The following is a 17,185-nucleotide window of genomic DNA, read 5'->3' on the forward strand; positions in this document are numbered from 1 at the left end:
GCTTGGGCGGGCCGGATACTGTCTTGGGCAAGTATTCGCCGTCGGGATTGGGTTCGCAGTGGTCGTGGTGGTGTTCGTGGTTATTCGGTTCTTGGGGTCGACGGGACATAACAATACGCTCCTCGCAAATGGGAACGCGTCAGAACTGCGGCGCGCGGTGGCAAGGAAATCAGACACTCGCGAGGGGGGGGCGTCTAGCTGTGAGAATTGACAGTGCCGACGAAAGGGGGCGGCTTTAAACGGCGGGTCAAGTGTTGCTGCAGATGCGTTCAGCCAATGTTTTGTTCGGTCAGGCGTTGTACCACTAATCGTCGGTAGTGGGACGGTGTCATACCTTTGAGCTGCTGGAAGCGCCGGTTGAAGTTGGAGATGTTGTTGAAACCGGACTCGAAGCACACATCCGTCACCGCTTTATCACCATCAGCCAGCAACTCGCATGACTTGCTGATACGCAAGCGGTTGACGAACTCGATAAACGTGCGCCCGGTGGCCTGTTTAAACACCCGTGAAAAATACGTCGGCTTCATTCCCAGGTATTCCGCCACTTCCTCCAGCGACAATTCCCGCGCGTAGTGGGCAAAGATGTAGTCCACCGCGCGGTTGGTGCGGTCGATGCTGTGCTCATCGGCCAACTGTGGCGTCGTCGCGCCCGACAGCAACTGGTAGTTCTCACACGCGCTCAACACTTCCAGCAGGATAAAGAAGTGCCCCAGGCGCGCCATGCCCTGGGCGTCCTCGATGCGTTGCATCAAGGTCATGGCTTGGGCGATGGTCTTTTTACAGCGGAATTCGATGCCGTACTGCGCGCGCTCCAGCAGCGGCGCCAGGCTTTTCAGTTCGGCGAAGATATGGCTGCCGCTCTCAAACAGTTCATCGGTGAAGTTCACCAGCATGTCGCGTTTGGGCACCACCTCGTCTTCTTCTACTTGGCTGATCCAGTTGTGGGGCAGGTTGGGGCCGGTGAGGAACAGACTTTCCGGGTAGAAGTTGCCGATATAGTCGCCGATAAACACCTTGCCGGAGCTGGCGACGATCAGGTGCAGCTCGTATTCCTTGTGGAAATGCCAGCGCACCAGCGGGCAGGGGAAGCCGTGTTGGCGATAGATGATGGACAGACCGTTGTGATCGTCCATCAGCTCGTAGGAAGGGTCGGTGATGCGCGCTGCTCGGGTCATGCTGGCGTCGCTTTATTGTTGGTTGCGACCCGAATAATGCCCCTATGCGTGTAAGGCTGCCAGCGCCGATGTTTATACAGCGCGGTTTTTTGCCTCGATCCACTGGGACATGTACTGCGTACTTTTATGGGCGTGGTGGCGCAGCATGCTGCCGGTGAAGTTGTCCCGGCGATGGGCGGCGAGGTTTTGCCGGCATTGCTCAAGGCACGCCACCAGCGCCGGGGCGTGGAGGGCGACGTCGTAGCGCCGCGCGAGCAAATGGCGGCCCTGTTCCTGGGCTTCGGTCCAGCGCTCGCGGTCCTGATACAGCGCCACGGCGGCGGTAGCCAGCGCCTCTACGCTCTGCTCAATGGCACCCGGCCACGGTTGCTCATCGCCCATGGCTTCGGCACCGATCGGCGTGGTGATGTTCGGCGTGCCGCAGAGCATGCCATCCGCGAGCTTGCCCTTGATCCCGGCGCCAAAGCGCAACGGTGCCAGGCAAATGCGCGCGGCACTCATGACCTGCAACGCATCCTCGGCCCAATTCATCACATGAAACCCCTGCGCCGGATTGTGCAGCGCAGTGGCCTTGGGCGGCGTGTAGGAGCCGTAAATGTGCAGCTGGGCGCCCGGCAGTTGCTGGCGGATCAGCGGCCACAGGCTGTTTTTCATCCACAGCACCGCATCCCAGTTGGGCGCGTGGCGGAAATTGCCGATGCTGAGGAAGTGCGCGCGGTCCTCAAACGGGGTGAAGGGCGCGGTGGGCACCTCCAGCATCAGCGGGCACCAGTGGAGCAGGGCGGCGGGCACCTTGAATTGTTCGGTGAGCAGGCGGATTTCCACGTCGGAAATCATCAGGCTGATATCACAGCGGTAAATCGCCGCGATCTCGCGCTTGGCGATGTCGGTGTCGGCCATCAGCTCGAATTCTTCTTTCAGGGCCGGGGCGAAAAGCGCGCTGAAGTCTTCGCTGTCGGGGTGGGCCTTGAGGTGCTGTTTCAGGCGCTGCTGGCGCGCGTCGCGCAGGCTTTGCAGGTCGCTGGTTTCCAGGACGCGCAGGGCATCGGGGCAGTGCTTTTCGACGCGCCAGCCGAACTGTTCTTCCATCATGAAACGGTCGAACAGCACGATATCCGGGGCCAGCTCGCGGATAAAGTCATCGAAGCTGCTGTTATTGAGTTCGATGGCGCATTCGGCGATGCCGAGGGCTTGCAAGTCGGCCTTGTGTTCGCCAAGCGCGGCGGGACTGCTGAAGGTAATGTCCCAGCCTTGCGTAAGAAACGTCTCGAGTATTTGCATCATATGCCCGCCCGCGGCCGAGGAACGGGGTTCCGGCCAGACATAACCAATGACCAGGACTTTGGTGGCAGGCTGATTCATCAACAACGGTTTCCTTGAAGGAGGGGGCGAAAAGCGCGCAATTAAACCACAACCACGTCGCATGACAATTTGTGTCTGGCGGTAGGTAGTCATCGCGCTTTGTGGTTAACTTCCGCCTCTCGAATTCGTTTAACCCAACACAGCAAAAGGATTCCGTTCATGGCTCAAGTCACTCTCCGTGGTAACCCTGTCCAGGTTGAAGGCGAACTGCCACAAGTCGGCACCCAAGCCGCTGATTTCACCCTGACTGCCGGCGATCTATCGGACGCCACCCTGGCCACTTTCGCCGGCAAGCGCAAAGTGCTGAACATCTTCCCAAGCGTCGATACCCCGACCTGCGCCACCTCGGTGCGCAAGTTCAACGCCCAGGCCAATGATGTGGCCAACACCGTTGTACTGTGCATTTCCTCGGACCTGCCATTTGCCCAAGCCCGCTTCTGCGGCTCCGAAGGCCTGGAAAACGTGAAGAACCTGTCGGATTTCCGCAGCGCTGCGTTCTCTGAAGACTACGGCGTGAACATCGTTGATGGCCCGCTGCGCAGCCTGACCGCCCGCGCGGTTGTTGTGCTGGACGAAAACAACAACGTGCTGCACAGCGAGCTGGTCGCCGAAATCGGCAACGAGCCAAACTACGAAGCAGCCCTGGCTGTTTTGAAGTAACTGTATCGGCGCATGACTGTCGTCTGACAGTAACACGCGTGCTACATGATTGCGGCCTGGCCTAGTCCAGGCCGTTTTCATTTAAGGGTCAAACGCTTAGCTGAATTAGCCAATGGACTAAGGTCAGAAGTTAAAAGTTGTAAGCCCAAGGTAAATAGCCGGTAAAGGCGCTTCTCTAAACGCGCTCCAGTGCTTATCTTTCAGCCTCCCAAAGAAGAAGCTCTCGCGCCCAATGGTTGATCAATCCATGCAATCGTCCCCCCGTAAGTCCCGCCGCTGGCTGTTTGGCCTGCTTGTGCTGCTGGTTATCGCCGGCCTGTGCTGGAAATTCTGGCCCGCCAGCCACAAGGACGCCGCCGCCCAGGCGCCGGCCGGGCGTGCCGGCAAGTCGGGGATGATGCGCCCGGGCTTCGGTGGTGCTGCTGGCCCGGTGCCGGTGCGCGTGGCCCCGGCGGTGCTCGGCGAGTTTCCGGTGTACTACAAGGCGCTGGGGACAGTGACCGCGCTCAACACCATCAATGTGCGCAGCCGGGTGGGCGGTGAATTGGTGAAGATCGCCTTTGAAGAAGGGCAGATGGTCAAGGCTGGCGACCTGCTGGCCGAGATCGACCCGCGCAGCTACCAGAACGCCTTGCTCCAGGCCCAGGGCACGCTGCTGCAGAACCAGGCGCAGTTGAAGAACGCCCAGGTGGATGTCGAGCGTTATCGCGGCCTGTATGCCCAGGACAGCATTGCCAAGCAGACCCTGGACACCGCCGAAGCGCTGGTCTTGCAATACCAGGGCACGGTCAAGACCAACCAGGGCGCGGTGGATGACGCCAAGCTCAACCTGGAATTCACCAAGATCCGCGCGCCCATCGGTGGCCGTGTCGGCTTGCGCCAGGTGGACGTGGGCAACCTGGTGGCGGCGAACGACACCACGTTTATCGCCGTGATCACCCAGACCCAGCCAATCAATGTGGTCTTCACCCTGCCGGAAAACACCCTGGACACCGTGCTCACCCGCTACCACGCCGGCAACAAGCTGCCCGTGGAAGCCTGGGACCGTGGCGACGTGAAAAAACAGGCCGTTGGTGTGCTGCAAAGCCTGGACAACCAGATCGACGTGACCACCGGCACCCTGAAATTCAAAGGGCGCTTCGATAACAAGGACCAGGCGCTGTTCCCCAACCAGTTCGTCAACGTGCACCTGCTCGCCGACACCCTGCACAACGTGGTGCTGGCGCCGTCTGCGGCGATCCAGTTCGGCAACACCGGCACGTTTGTCTACAAGCTCGATGGCGACAAGAAGGTCAAGATCCAGCCCCTGGTCATCGGTGACACCGACGGCGACAACACCGTGATCAAAGAAGGCCTGGTGGCCGGTGATCGCGTGGTGCTGGAAGGCACCGACCGCCTGAAGGACGGCACTGAGATCGAAGTGGTCAACGACAGCACCGAAGTGTTGACCACCCCGACCGAGCACCTGCAAGGCAAGCCTGCGGCGAAAGGGGAGACCGGCACCACCGCCGGCAAGGCGCAAAAGGTCGGTTCATGAATCTGTCGCGGCTGTTTATCCTTCGCCCGGTCGCCACCACGCTGAGCATGCTTGCCATTGTGTTGGCCGGCATCATCTCGTATCGCTTGTTGCCAGTGTCGGCGTTGCCCCAGGTGGACTACCCGACCATCCGGGTGATGACCCTGTACCCCGGCGCCAGCCCGGACGTGATGACCAGTGCCGTCACCGCACCGCTGGAGCGCCAGTTCGGGCAAATGCCCGGCCTTACGCAGATGGCGTCCACCAGTTCCGGTGGCGCGTCGGTGCTGACCCTGCGCTTCAATCTCGACGTGAATATGGACGTCGCCGAGCAACAGGTGCAGGCCGCGATCAACGCTGCCACCAACCTGCTGCCCAAGGATCTGCCGGCGCCGCCGGTGTACAACAAGGTCAACCCGGCGGATACCCCGGTGCTGACCCTTGCGGTCACGTCCAAGACCATGCTGCTGCCCAAGCTCAATGACCTGGTCGATACGCGCATGGCGCAGAAAATCGCGCAGATCAGCGGCGTCGGCATGGTCAGTATCGCGGGCGGCCAGCGCCAGGCCGTGCGTATCAAGGTCAACCCCGAGGCCCTGGCGGCCAATGGCTTGAACCTGTCGGATGTGCGCACCTTGATCGCCGCGTCCAACGTCAACCAGCCCAAGGGCAACTTCGACGGCCCGACCCGCGTGTCGATGCTCGATGCCAACGACCAACTGGTCTCGCCGCAGCAATACGCCGAACTGATCCTGGCCTACAACAACGGCGCACCGCTGCGCCTTAAGGATGTGGCACAGATCGTCGATGGCGCCGAAAACGAGCGCCTCGCCGCCTGGGCCAATGAAAACCAGGCCGTGCTGCTGAATATCCAGCGCCAGCCGGGCGCCAACGTGATCGAGGTGGTGGACCGCATCAAGGCGTTGCTGCCGAGCATCACCGACAACCTGCCCGCCGGCCTCGACGTGCTGGTGCTCACCGACCGCACCCAGACCATCCGCGCCTCGGTCACCGACGTGCAACACGAATTGCTCATCGCCATTGCCCTGGTGGTGATGGTGACCTTCCTGTTCCTGCGCCGGGTCAGCGCGACGATCATTCCCTCCATCGCGGTGCCGCTGTCGTTGGTGGGCACCTTTGGCGTGATGTACCTCGCTGGTTTCTCCATCAACAACCTGACGCTGATGGCCCTGACCATCGCCACCGGGTTTGTGGTGGACGATGCCATCGTGATGCTGGAGAACATCTCCCGCTATATCGAAGAAGGCGAGACGCCGCTGGCGGCAGCGCTCAAGGGCGCCAAGCAGATTGGCTTCACCCTGATTTCCCTGACCCTGTCGCTGATCGCCGTATTGATTCCATTGCTGTTCATGGCCGACGTGGTGGGGCGCTTGTTCCGCGAATTTGCCATCACCCTGGCGGTGGCGATCCTGATTTCCCTGGTGGTGTCGCTGACCCTGACGCCGATGATGTGCGCGCGCCTGCTCAAGCGTGAGCCCAAGGAAGAAGAACAAAGCCGTTTCTACAAGGCCAGCGGTGCCTGGATCGACTGGATGATCGAAGCCTACGGACGCAAGTTGCAGTGGGTACTCAAGCATCAGCCGCTGACCCTGTTGGTGGCCATCGGTACTCTCGGCCTGACGGTGGTCTTGTACCTTGTGGTGCCCAAGGGCTTCTTCCCGGTGCAGGACACCGGCGTGATCCAGGGCATTTCCGAAGCGCCGCAGTCGATTTCCTTTGCGGCCATGAGCCAGCGCCAGCAGGAGCTGGCCAAGATCATTCTGGCCGACCCGGCGGTGCAAAGCCTGTCGTCCTATATCGGTGTGGATGGCGACAACGCCACGCTCAACAGCGGCCGTTTGCTGATCAACCTCAAGCCCCACGGCCAGCGCGACTTGAGCGCGGCCGAGGTAATCACCCGCCTGCAACCGGAAATCGACAAGCTGGTGGGCATCCGCCTGTTTATGCAGCCGGTGCAGGATTTGACCATTGAAGACCGCGTGAGCCGCACCCAGTACCAGTTCAGCATGTCGTCGCCAGACGCCGACCTGTTGGCGCTGTGGAGCGACAAGCTGGTACACGCCTTGAGCCAGTTGCCGGAACTCACCGACGTTGCCAGCGACCTGCAAGCCAAGGGTTTGCAGGTGTTCCTGGTAATCGACCGCGATGCCGCCTCGCGCCTGGGCGTGACAGTGTCGACCATCACCGACGCGCTGTACGACGCCTTCGGCCAGCGGCAGATTTCCACGATCTACACCCAGGCCAGCCAGTACCGCGTGGTGTTGCAGGCGCAATCGGGCGAAACCCTCGGCCCGGATGCGCTGAACCAGATCCACGTGAAAACCACGGATGGCGGCCAGGTGCGCCTGTCCAGCCTGGCCCGGGTCGAACAGCGTCAGGCGCAGCTCGCCATCGCCCATATCGGCCAGTTCCCGGCGGTGATGATGTCGTTCAACCTGGCCCCCGGCGTCGCGCTGGGCAAAGGCGTGGAGCTGATCAACCAGACCCAGAAGGACATCGGCATGCCGGTGGGGGTGCAGACCCAGTTCCAGGGTGCGGCACAGGCGTTCGAAGCGTCGCTGTCGAGCACCTTGCTGCTGATCCTGGCGGCGGTGGTGACCATGTACATCGTGCTCGGCGTGCTCTACGAGAGCTATATCCACCCGATTACCATCCTGTCGACCTTGCCATCGGCGGCGGTGGGGGCCTTGTTGGCCTTGCTGCTCAGCGGCAATGACCTGGGCATGATCGCGATCATCGGCATCATTCTGCTGATCGGTATCGTGAAAAAGAACGCGATCATGATGATCGACTTCGCCCTCGACGCGGAACGCAACCAGGGTCTGGACCCGCAAACGGCGATCTACCAGGCGGCACTGTTGCGCTTCCGACCGATCCTGATGACCACGCTGGCCGCGCTGTTTGGCGCGGTGCCGTTGATGCTGGCCACCGGCTCGGGCGCGGAATTGCGTCAACCCCTGGGCCTGGTGATGGTCGGCGGCTTGCTGGTGAGCCAGGTGTTGACCCTGTTCACCACGCCGGTGATCTACCTGTATTTCGACCGCCTCGGTCGGCGCTGGCGCAAAGAGCCGCAAAGCCTGGAGCCGGTTGAGTCATGAACCTGTCCGGACCGTTTATTCGCCGGCCGGTAGCCACCATGCTGCTGAGCTTGGCGATCATGCTGCTGGGCGGCGTGAGTTTCAACCTGCTGCCGGTGTCACCGTTGCCGCAGATCGACTTTCCGGTGATCGTGGTCTCGGCGAGCTTGCCCGGTGCCAGCCCCGAGGTGATGGCGTCTACCGTGGCGACGCCGTTGGAGCGCTCTTTCGGCGCGATCGCCGGCATCACTACCATGAGCAGCAACTCCAGCCAGGGCTCGACGCGGGTGATCCTCGCGTTCGACTCCGACCGCGATATCAACGGCGCCGCGCGGGAAGTGCAGGCGGCCATCAATGCCTCGCGCAACCTGCTGCCCAGCGGTATGCGCAGCATGCCGACCTACAAGAAGATCAACCCGTCCCAGGCGCCGATCATGGTGCTGTCGCTGACCTCCGACGTGTTGCAGAAGGGCCAGTTGTACGATTTGGCCTCGACGATCCTCTCGCAAAGCCTGTCCCAGGTGCCCGGCGTGGGTGAAGTGCAGATCGGCGGCAGCTCCTTGCCGGCGGTGCGCATCGAACTGGAACCCAAGGCCCTCGACCAGTACGGCGTGGCCCTCGACGATGTGCGCAACACCATCGCCAATGCCAACCAGCGCCGGCCCAAGGGCTCCCTGGAAGACAGCGAGCGCAACTGGCAGATCCAGGCCAACGACCAGCTGGAAAAGGCCAAGGACTACGAACCGCTGCTGATCCGCTACCAGAACGGCGCGGCCCTGCGCCTGGGCGATGTGGCGAAGATCAGCGACGGCGTGGAAGACCGCTACAACAGTGGTTTCTTCAACAACGAACCGGCCGTGCTGCTGGTGATAAACCGCCAGTCCGGCGCCAACATCATCGAGACCGTCCGCCAGATCAAGGCCCAGCTCCCGGCGTTGCAGGCGGTGCTGCCGTCCAGCGTCAAGCTCAACCTGGCCATGGACCGCTCGCCTGTTATCACCGCAACCCTGCATGAAGCCGAGATGACCTTGCTGATTGCCGTGGCCCTGGTGATCCTGGTGGTGTACCTGTTCCTCGGCAACTTCCGTGCCTCGCTGATTCCGACGCTGGCGGTGCCGGTGTCGCTGGTGGGCACCTTTGCGGTGATGTACCTGTTCGGGTTCTCGCTGAACAACTTCTCGCTGATGGCACTGATCCTCGCCACCGGCCTGGTGGTGGACGATGCCATCGTGGTGCTGGAGAACATTTCCCGGCATATCGACGACGGCGTGCCGCCGATGAAAGCGGCGTACCTGGGGGCCCAGGAAGTCGGCTTTACCTTGCTGTCGATGAACGTGTCGCTGGTGGCGGTGTTCCTGTCCATCCTGTTTATGGGCGGGATCGTCACCAACCTGTTTCGCGAGTTTTCCATCACCTTGTCGGCGGCAATCATCGTCTCGCTGATCGTCTCGCTGACCTTGACCCCGATGCTCTGCGCGCGCTGGCTCAAGCCCCATGTCAAAGGCCAGATGACCGGCTTGCAGCGCTGGAGCCAGAAGGTCAACGATCGCATGGTCGCCAGCTACGCCACCAGCCTCGACTGGGTGCTGCGTCACCGCCGCCTGACCCTGCTCAGCCTGTTGATCACCGTGGGCGTGAACATCGCGCTGTACGTGGTGGTGCCCAAGACGTTCATGCCGCAGCAGGACACCGGTCAGTTGATCGGCTTTGTGCGCGGCGATGACGGCCTGTCGTTCAATGTGATGCAGCCGAAGATGGAGACCTTCCGCATCGCCGTGCTCAAGGACCCGGCGGTGCAGAGCGTGGCCGGCTTTATCGGGGGCAGCAACGGCACCAACAACGCGGTGATGCTGGTGCGCCTCAAGCCCATCAGCGAGCGCAAGGTCTCGGCCCAGGCGGTGATCGAGCGCCTGCGCAAGGACGTTCCATTGGTGCCGGGCGGGCGGTTGTTCCTGATGGCCGACCAGGACCTGCAATTTGGTGGCAGTCGCGACCAGAGCAGCGCGCAGTATTCCTACATCCTGCAAAGCGGTGATCTGGCCGCGTTGCGCCTGTGGTACCCGAAAGTGGTCAGCGCCCTGCGCGAGCTGCCGGAACTGACCGCTATCGACGCCCGCGAAGGCCGTGGTGCGGCGCAGGTCACGTTGATTGTCGACCGCGACCAGGCCAAGCGCCTGGGCATCGACATGGCGATGGTCACGGCGGTGCTGAACAACGCCTACAGCCAGCGGCAGATTTCTACCATCTACGACAGCCTCAACCAGTACCAGGTGGTGATGGAAGTCAACCCGAAGTACGCCCAGGACCCAATCACCCTGAACCAGATGCAGGTGATCACCTCCACTGGCGCACGGGTGCCGTTGTCGACCATCGCCCACTATGAGAACAGCCTGGCGGACGACCGCGTCAGCCACGAGGGCCAGTTCGCCTCGGAGAACATTGCCTTCGACATGGCGCCCGGGGTCACGGTGGAGCAGGGCACGGCCGCCATCGAGCGGGCGATTGCCAAGGTCGGCTTGCCGGAAGACGTGATCGCCAAGATGGCCGGCACCGCCGATGCCTTCGCCGCGACGCAAAAGGGCCAGCCGTTCATGATCCTTGGCGCGTTGGTGGCGGTGTACCTGGTGCTGGGCATTCTGTATGAAAGCTACATTCACCCGCTGACCATCCTCTCGACCCTGCCGTCGGCGGGTGTTGGCGCGTTGCTGTCGATCTACCTGCTGGGGGGCGAGTTCAGCCTTATCTCCCTGTTGGGCTTGTTCCTGCTGATTGGCGTGGTGAAGAAAAACGCGATCCTGATGATCGACCTTGCCCTGCAACTGGAGCGCCATGACGGTATGAGCCCGCTGGAGTCGATCCGCAGCGCCTGCCTGCTGCGCTTGCGGCCGATCCTGATGACCACCCTGGCGGCAATCCTCGGTGCGCTGCCGCTGTTGCTCGGCACCGCCGAAGGCGCGGAAATGCGCCAGCCCCTGGGCCTGACCATTATCGGCGGCCTGGTGTTCAGCCAGATCCTGACCCTTTACACCACCCCGGTGGTTTACCTCTATCTCGACCGCGCGCGCCATCGCTTCAACGCCTGGCGTGGCGTGCGTACCGATGCTGCCCTGGACACTGCGCTATGACCGATTTCCCTAAGACAAGCCAGAAACTGTTGGTGACGGTGCTGTGTGGCCTGTTGCTCAGCGCCTGCGCCATTGGCCCGGATTACCAGCGCCCGGACGTGGTTGAGCCGGTGCAGTTCAAGGAAGCCCAGGGTTGGCGCCAGGCCACGCCAAGCGACGCCCTGGCCCGTGGCGCGTGGTGGGAGTTGTACGGCGACCGCCAGCTCAACGACCTGGTGCTGCGCCTGAACACGTCCAACCAGACCGTGGCCCAGGCCGAGGCGCGTTTTCGCCAGGCCCAGGCCCAGGTGCGTAGTGCGCGGGGGGCGTTTTACCCCACGGTTGACCTGAGCGCCGGGAAAACCCGTGCCAGCCAGGGCACCGGCAGCAGTAACGCCAGCCTCAGCAGTTCCAGCAGCGGCATCCGCGATACCCTCAACGCGCAATTGGGGGTGAGTTGGGAAGCGGACGTCTGGGGCAAGTTGCGCCGAGGCCTGGAAGCCAACGACGCCACGGCCCAAGCCAGTTCCGCGGACTTGGCGGCGATGCGCCTGAGCCAGCAGTCGGAGTTGGTGCAAAACTACCTGCAACTGCGGGTGATGGATGAACAGACCCGCTTGCTGCAAGCCACGCTGGACACCTACCAGCGCTCGCTGCAAATGACCGAAAACCAATACCGCGCTGGCGTCTCCGGCAAGGATGCGGTGGCCCAGGCGCAAACCCAGCTCAAATCCACCCAGGCCAGCCTGATCGACCTGATCTGGCAGCGCGCCCAGCTGGAAAACGCGATTGCCGTGTTGATCGGCGAGGCACCGGCCAACTTCAAGCTGGCCGTGAGCAACGACATCCCGGCGCTGCCGCAGATCCCCGTGAGCCTGCCGTCGCAACTGCTTGAACGCCGCCCGGACATCGCCTCGGCCGAACGCTCGGTGATCGCTGCCAACGCCAATATCGGCGTGGCAAAAGCTGCCTACTACCCGGACCTGAGCCTGAGCCTGGCCGGTGGTTATTCCAGCAGCACCTACGCCGACTGGATCAGCCTGCCGAACCGCTTCTGGTCGGTTGGCCCGAAACTCGCCATGACCCTGTTCGACGGCGGCCAGCGCTCGGCCGAAGTCGATCGCACCGTGGCCAGCTATGACGAGACCGTGGCCAAGTACCGCCAGACCGTGCTGGATGGTTTCCGCGAAGTGGAAAACTACATGGTCCAGCTCAAGGTGCTGGAAGACGAAGCCGTGGTCAGCAATGAAGCGCTGGACGCTGCCCGTGAATCGTTGCGCCTGACTCAGAACCAGTACAAGGCCGGGCTGATTGCCTATCTGGATGTGGTGCAGGTGCAGGCGACCGCATTGAGTAATGAACGCACGGTGTTGACCTTGTTGCAGACACGTCTGGTGGCGAGTGTGCAACTGATTGCCGCGTTGGGCGGTGGTTGGGATGGCAAGACCGCCGTCGACGCAAAGGATTGACTGTAAACACGGACCAAAATGTGGGAGCTGGCTTGCCTGCGATAGCGGTACATCAGCCAACACCTCTGGTACTGATAAACCGCTATCGCAGGCAAGCCAGCTCCCACATTTGGACTCAAACAGGTCCCTAATTTGAGGGGCTTTTGAGTCAGCCGATTGGCGTCAAAAAGGCAGTGATGGCTATGCGCTAATTAATCAACTGTACAAGAATCTTTCTCGCTACAATCGCCCGCTTTGCCACCTGGCACGGGCTTTTCAGGCCCGTCAGTCTTGAGAAGCCCCATGCTTATCGGTAGTTATTCTCCCTCGCTGGTCGTGATCTCCCTGTTCGTTGCGATCCTCGCGTCCTACACCGCGCTGGACCTGGCCGGGCGCATTGCGACGGCCAAGGGCCGCGCGGTGTTCTATTGGATGAGCGGTGGGGCCTTGGCCATGGGCGTGGGGGTGTGGTCCATGCACTTTATCGGCATGCTCGCGCTGCGCTTGCCGTTTGCCCTGGGCTTTGATGTCGGCATCACCGCGTTGTCGTTGCTGATCGCCGTGTTGTCCTGCGGTTTTGCGTTATGGCTGGTCAACCAGCCGCGCTTGCCGGCCTGGCAGTTGGCGTTTGGCGCGCTGGTCATGGGCGCGGGCATCAGCAGCATGCATTACACCGGCATGGCCGCGATGCGCATGACCCCGGGTATCGATTACGACCCCACGCTGTTCAGCGCGTCGCTGTTGATCGCGGTGGTGGCCTCTGGCGCGGCGTTGTGGATTGCGTTCCACCTGCGGCGCAACACTCCGTACGTGCGCCTGATGCGCGGTGGTGCGGCGGTGGTGATGGGGCTGGCGATTGTCGGCATGCACTACACCGGCATGGCGGCCGCGCAATTTGCCGACGAAAGTTACTGCGGCGCAGCGCTGTCGGGCCTGAGTGGCAAGGGCCTGGACAACCTGGTGGTGGTCACCAGCCTCGCGGTCTTGGTGATTGCCTTGCTCACCTCGGTACTGGACGCCCGCCTGGAGGCGCGCACCGCGGTGCTGGCGGATTCCCTGAGCCTGGCCAATCAGGAGCTGACCCACCTGGCCCTGCACGACACCCTGACCGGGCTGCCCAACCGCACCTTGCTCGCCGACCGGATCCAGCAGGCCATGCAAGCGGTCAACGAGAAGGGCGGCTGTTTTGCCCTGATGTTTATCGACCTCGACGGGTTCAAGCCGGTCAACGATGCCTTCGGCCACCACATGGGCGACCAGTTGCTGCGTGAAGTCGGCCTGCGCCTGCGGGAAGACCTGCGCAGCCAGGACACCCTGGCGCGCATCGGCGGTGATGAGTTTGTGTTGCTGGTGCGCCTGACCCAGCCCGACGATGCGCTGCGCCTCGCGGAGCGCCAGGTGGGCCTGGTCAACCGCGCGTTCAAGGTGGCCGAACATGAGCTGAAGATTTCTGCGAGCGTGGGCATTGCGATCTACCCCGGCAACGGCGGCAACCCCCAGGAACTGCTGATGAACGCCGACGCCGCGATGTACCACGCCAAGGGCATGGGCAAGAACGGCTACAGCTTCTTCGATGTGTCGATGAACACCAATGCGCGCAAACAACTGCAACTGTTGCAGGACCTGCGCAACGCCGTCGAGCAACAGCAGTTCTGCCTGCATTACCAACCCAAGTTCGATGCGGTCAGCGGTATCCCGGTGGGCGCCGAAGCGCTGTTGCGCTGGGAGCATCCGCAGCAAGGCTTGCTGTTGCCGGCAACATTTATCGAGCTGGCGGAAAAGACCGGGCTGATCATTCCGATCGGCGAGTGGGTGCTCAACGAAGCCTGTCGCCAGATGCGCCTGTGGTATGCGCAGGGTTATGAAGACTGGCGCATCGCGGTGAACCTGTCGGCGTTGCAGTTCTGTCATGCCGGGCTGGTCAAGAGCGTGGCCTCGGCCCTCGACCGCCACCAGTTGCCGGCCAACAGCCTGACCCTGGAAATCACCGAAACCACCGCCATGAGCGACGCCGATGCGAGCATGACCGTGTTGCAGCAGCTATCGGACATGGGCGTCGACCTGTCTATCGATGACTTCGGCACCGGTTATTCCAGCCTGATGTACCTCAAGCGCCTGCCGGCCAATGAGTTGAAAATCGACCGTGGCTTCGTCCGCGACCTGGAGCACGACGGCGACGATGCGGCCATCGTCTCGGCCATCGTTGCCCTCGGCCACGCCCTTGGGTTGCGCATCGTCGCCGAAGGGGTGGAGACCGATGTGCAGCAGAATTTCCTCACACGCCTGGGCTGCAACTCCCTGCAGGGCTACTTGCTCGGCCACCCGTTGCCGGCGGAGCGTTTCATGGCCGACATCCAACGCGCCGAAGAACTCGCGGTGCCTGACAGAAGCCTGGGCTGACGGGTATTCTTGGATCCAACCTTAAACACCCGGTTGGATCAGGAGACCCCACCCATGGACAAAGTCGTCATCATCACCGGAGGCAGCCGCGGGATCGGCGCCGAGACGGCCTTGCTGGCTGCGCGCCAGGGCTATCGCATCTGCATCAATTTCCAGTCCGACGAGGCCGCTGCCCACCGCGTGCTGGAGCAGGTCCGCGCACTCGGGGCACAGGCCATCGCGGTGCGGGCCGATGTCAGCATCGAAGATGAAGTGATCGCGTTGTTCAATCGTGTCGATGCCGAGTTGGGGCGGGTCACTGCACTGGTGAATAACGCGGGCACCGTGGGGCACAAGTCGCGGGTCGATGAGATGTCCGAGTTCCGTATTCTCAAGATCATGAAAACCAATGTGTTGGGACCGATCCTGTGCGCCAAGCATGCGGTGCTGCGCATGTCGCCCAAGCACGGCGGGCAGGGCGGCAGCATCGTCAACGTGTCGTCGGTGGCGGCGCGCCTGGGTTCACCGGGGGAATACGTGGATTACGCGGCGTCCAAGGGCGCGCTGGACACCTTCACCATTGGCCTGTCCAAAGAGGTCGCAGGCGAAGGGATCCGCGTCAATGCGGTGCGTCCCGGTTATATCTTCACCGACTTCCATGCCCTGAGCGGCGACCCGGACCGGGTCAGCAAATTGGAATCCGGCATTCCCATGGCCCGTGGCGGGAGGCCGGATGAGGTGGCGGAGGCGATTATCTGGTTGTTGTCGGATAAGGCTTCCTACACCACCGGGACGTTCCTGGATCTGGGGGGTGGTCGCTAGTTTTGTAGCGCCAGGGCCGGCGCCATCGCGGGCAAGCCCGCTCCCACATTTGACGGTGTTCGCCATTCAAACTGTGGGAGCGGGCTTGCCCGCGATGGCGTCAGAAAGGGCGACTCAATGACTCAGAACGACCGCACAATCCGCCCCAACGTCTCCATCGCCTTCTCCGACGCTTCCGTCCACGGGCTGCCATAGTTCAAGCGAATGCAATTCCTGAAACGCTGGGTGGCCGAGAAGATCGGCCCCGGCGCGATGCTGATGCCTTGGGCCAGGGCCATCTGGAACAACTTCAACGAATCGGTCTGCTCCGGCAGTTCCAGCCACAGGAAGTAGCCGCCAGCGGGCTGGCTGACCCGTGTCTGTGCCGGGAAGTAGCGGGCAATGGCCGCGAGCATGGCGCTTTGCTGTTCTTCCAGGGCGTAGCGCAGTTTGCGCAGGTGGCGGTCGTAACCGCCGTGTTGCAGGTAATCGGCAATCGCCGCCTGGGCGGGCATTGACGGGCACAGTGAGGTCATCAGCTTCAAGCGTTCGACCTTCTGCGCATAGCGCCCGGCCGCCACCCAGCCCACGCGGTAACCCGGCGCGAGGCTTTTGGCGAAGGAGCCGCAATGCAGCACCAGGCCCTCGGTGTCGAAGGCCTTGGCGGGTTTGGGTGGGTGTTGGCCGTAATACAGCTCGGCGTACACGTCGTCCTCGATCAGCGGCACCTGATGGCTGCGCAACAGTTCCACCAGCGCCTGTTTCTTGGCTTCCGGCAGGGTCGCGCCCATGGGGTTCTGGAAACTGGTCATGGTCCAGCAGGCCTTGATCGGGTAGCGCTCCAGGCTTTGCGCGAGCGCGCCCAGGTCGATGCCGTCGCGCGGGTGCACGGGGATTTCCACGGCCTTGAGCTTCAAGCGCTCCAGCACTTGCAGGCAGGCATAGAACGCCGGAGCCTCGATGGCCACCAGGTCGCCCGGTTCGGTGACGGCTTGCAGGCACAGGTTCAGCGCTTCGAGGGCACCGTTGGTGATCAGCAGCTCTTCCATGGGCAGCATCAGGCCGCCGACCATGTAGCGCAGGGCAATTTGCCGGCGCAGTTGCGGGTTGCCCGGCGACATGTCGGTGACCACCAGGCGCGGGTCCATCTCGCGACTGGCGCTGGCCAGGGAGCGGGCCAGGCGGGGCAACGGGAACAGCATCGGGCTGGGGAATGCCGAGCCGAAAGGCACGGTGTTGGGGTCTTTGATCGAGTCGAGCACGGAGAACACCAACTCGCTGACATCGACTTCGGTGGACTCGTGCACCTGTTCGCTCACCACCGGCTCGGAAAACGGGCTGGGCGCATGGGTGTTGACGAAGTAGCCGGAGCGCGGCCGCGCACGGATCAGGCCCCGGCGCTCCAGCAGGTAATAGGCCTGGAACACCGTGGATGGGCTGACGCCGTAGGTCTGGCTGGCGTAGCGCACCGACGGCACACGCTGGCCGGGGCCCAGGACGCCGGAGCGGATCAGTTCGGCAATGTCGTCGGCGAATTTTTCGTAGCGTTTCATGGGGGCCTTAAACAAAATCTTCAGAATTTACACGGAGCACACTGTGGGAGCGGGCTTGCTCGCGAATGCGCTAGGTCAGCCAACTCATC

General features: G+C 62.4%; 10 protein-coding genes. 7 read left to right on the top strand and 3 right to left on the bottom strand.

Features of this window, described 5'->3' with window-relative positions; translation table 11 throughout:
* Positions 1–269 precede the first annotated feature (269 nt).
* Positions 270–1,175 carry an AraC family transcriptional regulator gene (locus J1G37_RS25145; RefSeq protein ID WP_207046087.1) on the bottom strand — a complete coding sequence of 302 codons (906 nt, stop codon included), beginning with the start codon at positions 1,173–1,175 and terminating at the stop codon, positions 270–272.
* A 72-nt stretch (positions 1,176–1,247) separates the two neighbouring features.
* Positions 1,248–2,537, bottom strand: coding sequence for a glycosyltransferase (locus tag J1G37_RS25150; protein WP_207046089.1), 1,290 nt, complete (start codon positions 2,535–2,537; stop codon positions 1,248–1,250).
* Between the two features lie 159 nt (positions 2,538–2,696).
* Here J1G37_RS25150 and tpx point away from each other — a divergent pair, with 159 nt between their 5' ends.
* From tpx to J1G37_RS25185, 7 genes are all read left to right on the top strand, one after another.
* Positions 2,697–3,197: a thiol peroxidase gene (tpx, locus tag J1G37_RS25155; protein ID WP_207046091.1), complete on the top strand. Its 501-nt coding sequence runs from the start codon at positions 2,697–2,699 to the stop codon at positions 3,195–3,197.
* Between the two features lie 232 nt (positions 3,198–3,429).
* The gene (locus tag J1G37_RS25160; RefSeq protein ID WP_207046093.1) at positions 3,430–4,734 is read left to right on the top strand and encodes an MdtA/MuxA family multidrug efflux RND transporter periplasmic adaptor subunit; all 1,305 of its coding nucleotides are present in this window, start codon (positions 3,430–3,432) and stop codon (positions 4,732–4,734) included.
* A complete protein-coding gene (locus J1G37_RS25165) occupies positions 4,731–7,832 on the top strand; it encodes an MdtB/MuxB family multidrug efflux RND transporter permease subunit (protein WP_207046096.1) in 3,102 nt (1,033 codons plus the stop codon). Before J1G37_RS25160 ends, J1G37_RS25165 begins: the two co-directional genes overlap by 4 nt.
* Positions 7,829–10,936, top strand: coding sequence for an efflux RND transporter permease subunit (locus J1G37_RS25170; protein WP_124529570.1), 3,108 nt, complete (start codon positions 7,829–7,831; stop codon positions 10,934–10,936). The genes J1G37_RS25165 and J1G37_RS25170 overlap by 4 nt, the downstream gene beginning before the upstream one ends.
* Entirely contained in the window at positions 10,933–12,384 is a 1,452-nt protein-coding gene (locus J1G37_RS25175) for an efflux transporter outer membrane subunit (RefSeq protein ID WP_207046098.1), read from the top strand. The genes J1G37_RS25170 and J1G37_RS25175 overlap by 4 nt, the downstream gene beginning before the upstream one ends.
* 282 nt (positions 12,385–12,666) lie before the next feature.
* Positions 12,667–14,763 (top strand): EAL domain-containing protein, encoded by a 2,097-nt coding sequence (locus J1G37_RS25180; protein ID WP_207046101.1) that lies wholly within the window; start codon positions 12,667–12,669, stop codon positions 14,761–14,763.
* Between the two features lie 54 nt (positions 14,764–14,817).
* A complete protein-coding gene (locus J1G37_RS25185; protein ID WP_124529576.1) occupies positions 14,818–15,564 on the top strand; it encodes an SDR family oxidoreductase in 747 nt (248 codons plus the stop codon).
* Positions 15,565–15,686: 122 nt separating this feature from the next.
* On the opposite strand, the gene mapR is transcribed toward J1G37_RS25185, so the two are convergent.
* The gene (mapR, locus tag J1G37_RS25190) at positions 15,687–17,096 is read right to left on the bottom strand and encodes a GntR family transcriptional regulator MpaR (protein ID WP_124529578.1); all 1,410 of its coding nucleotides are present in this window, start codon (positions 17,094–17,096) and stop codon (positions 15,687–15,689) included.
* Positions 17,097–17,185 lie beyond the last annotated feature (89 nt).

The organism is Pseudomonas sp. Marseille-Q1929, assembly GCF_017316265.1.
Classification (GTDB): Bacteria; Pseudomonadota; Gammaproteobacteria; order Pseudomonadales; family Pseudomonadaceae; genus Aquipseudomonas.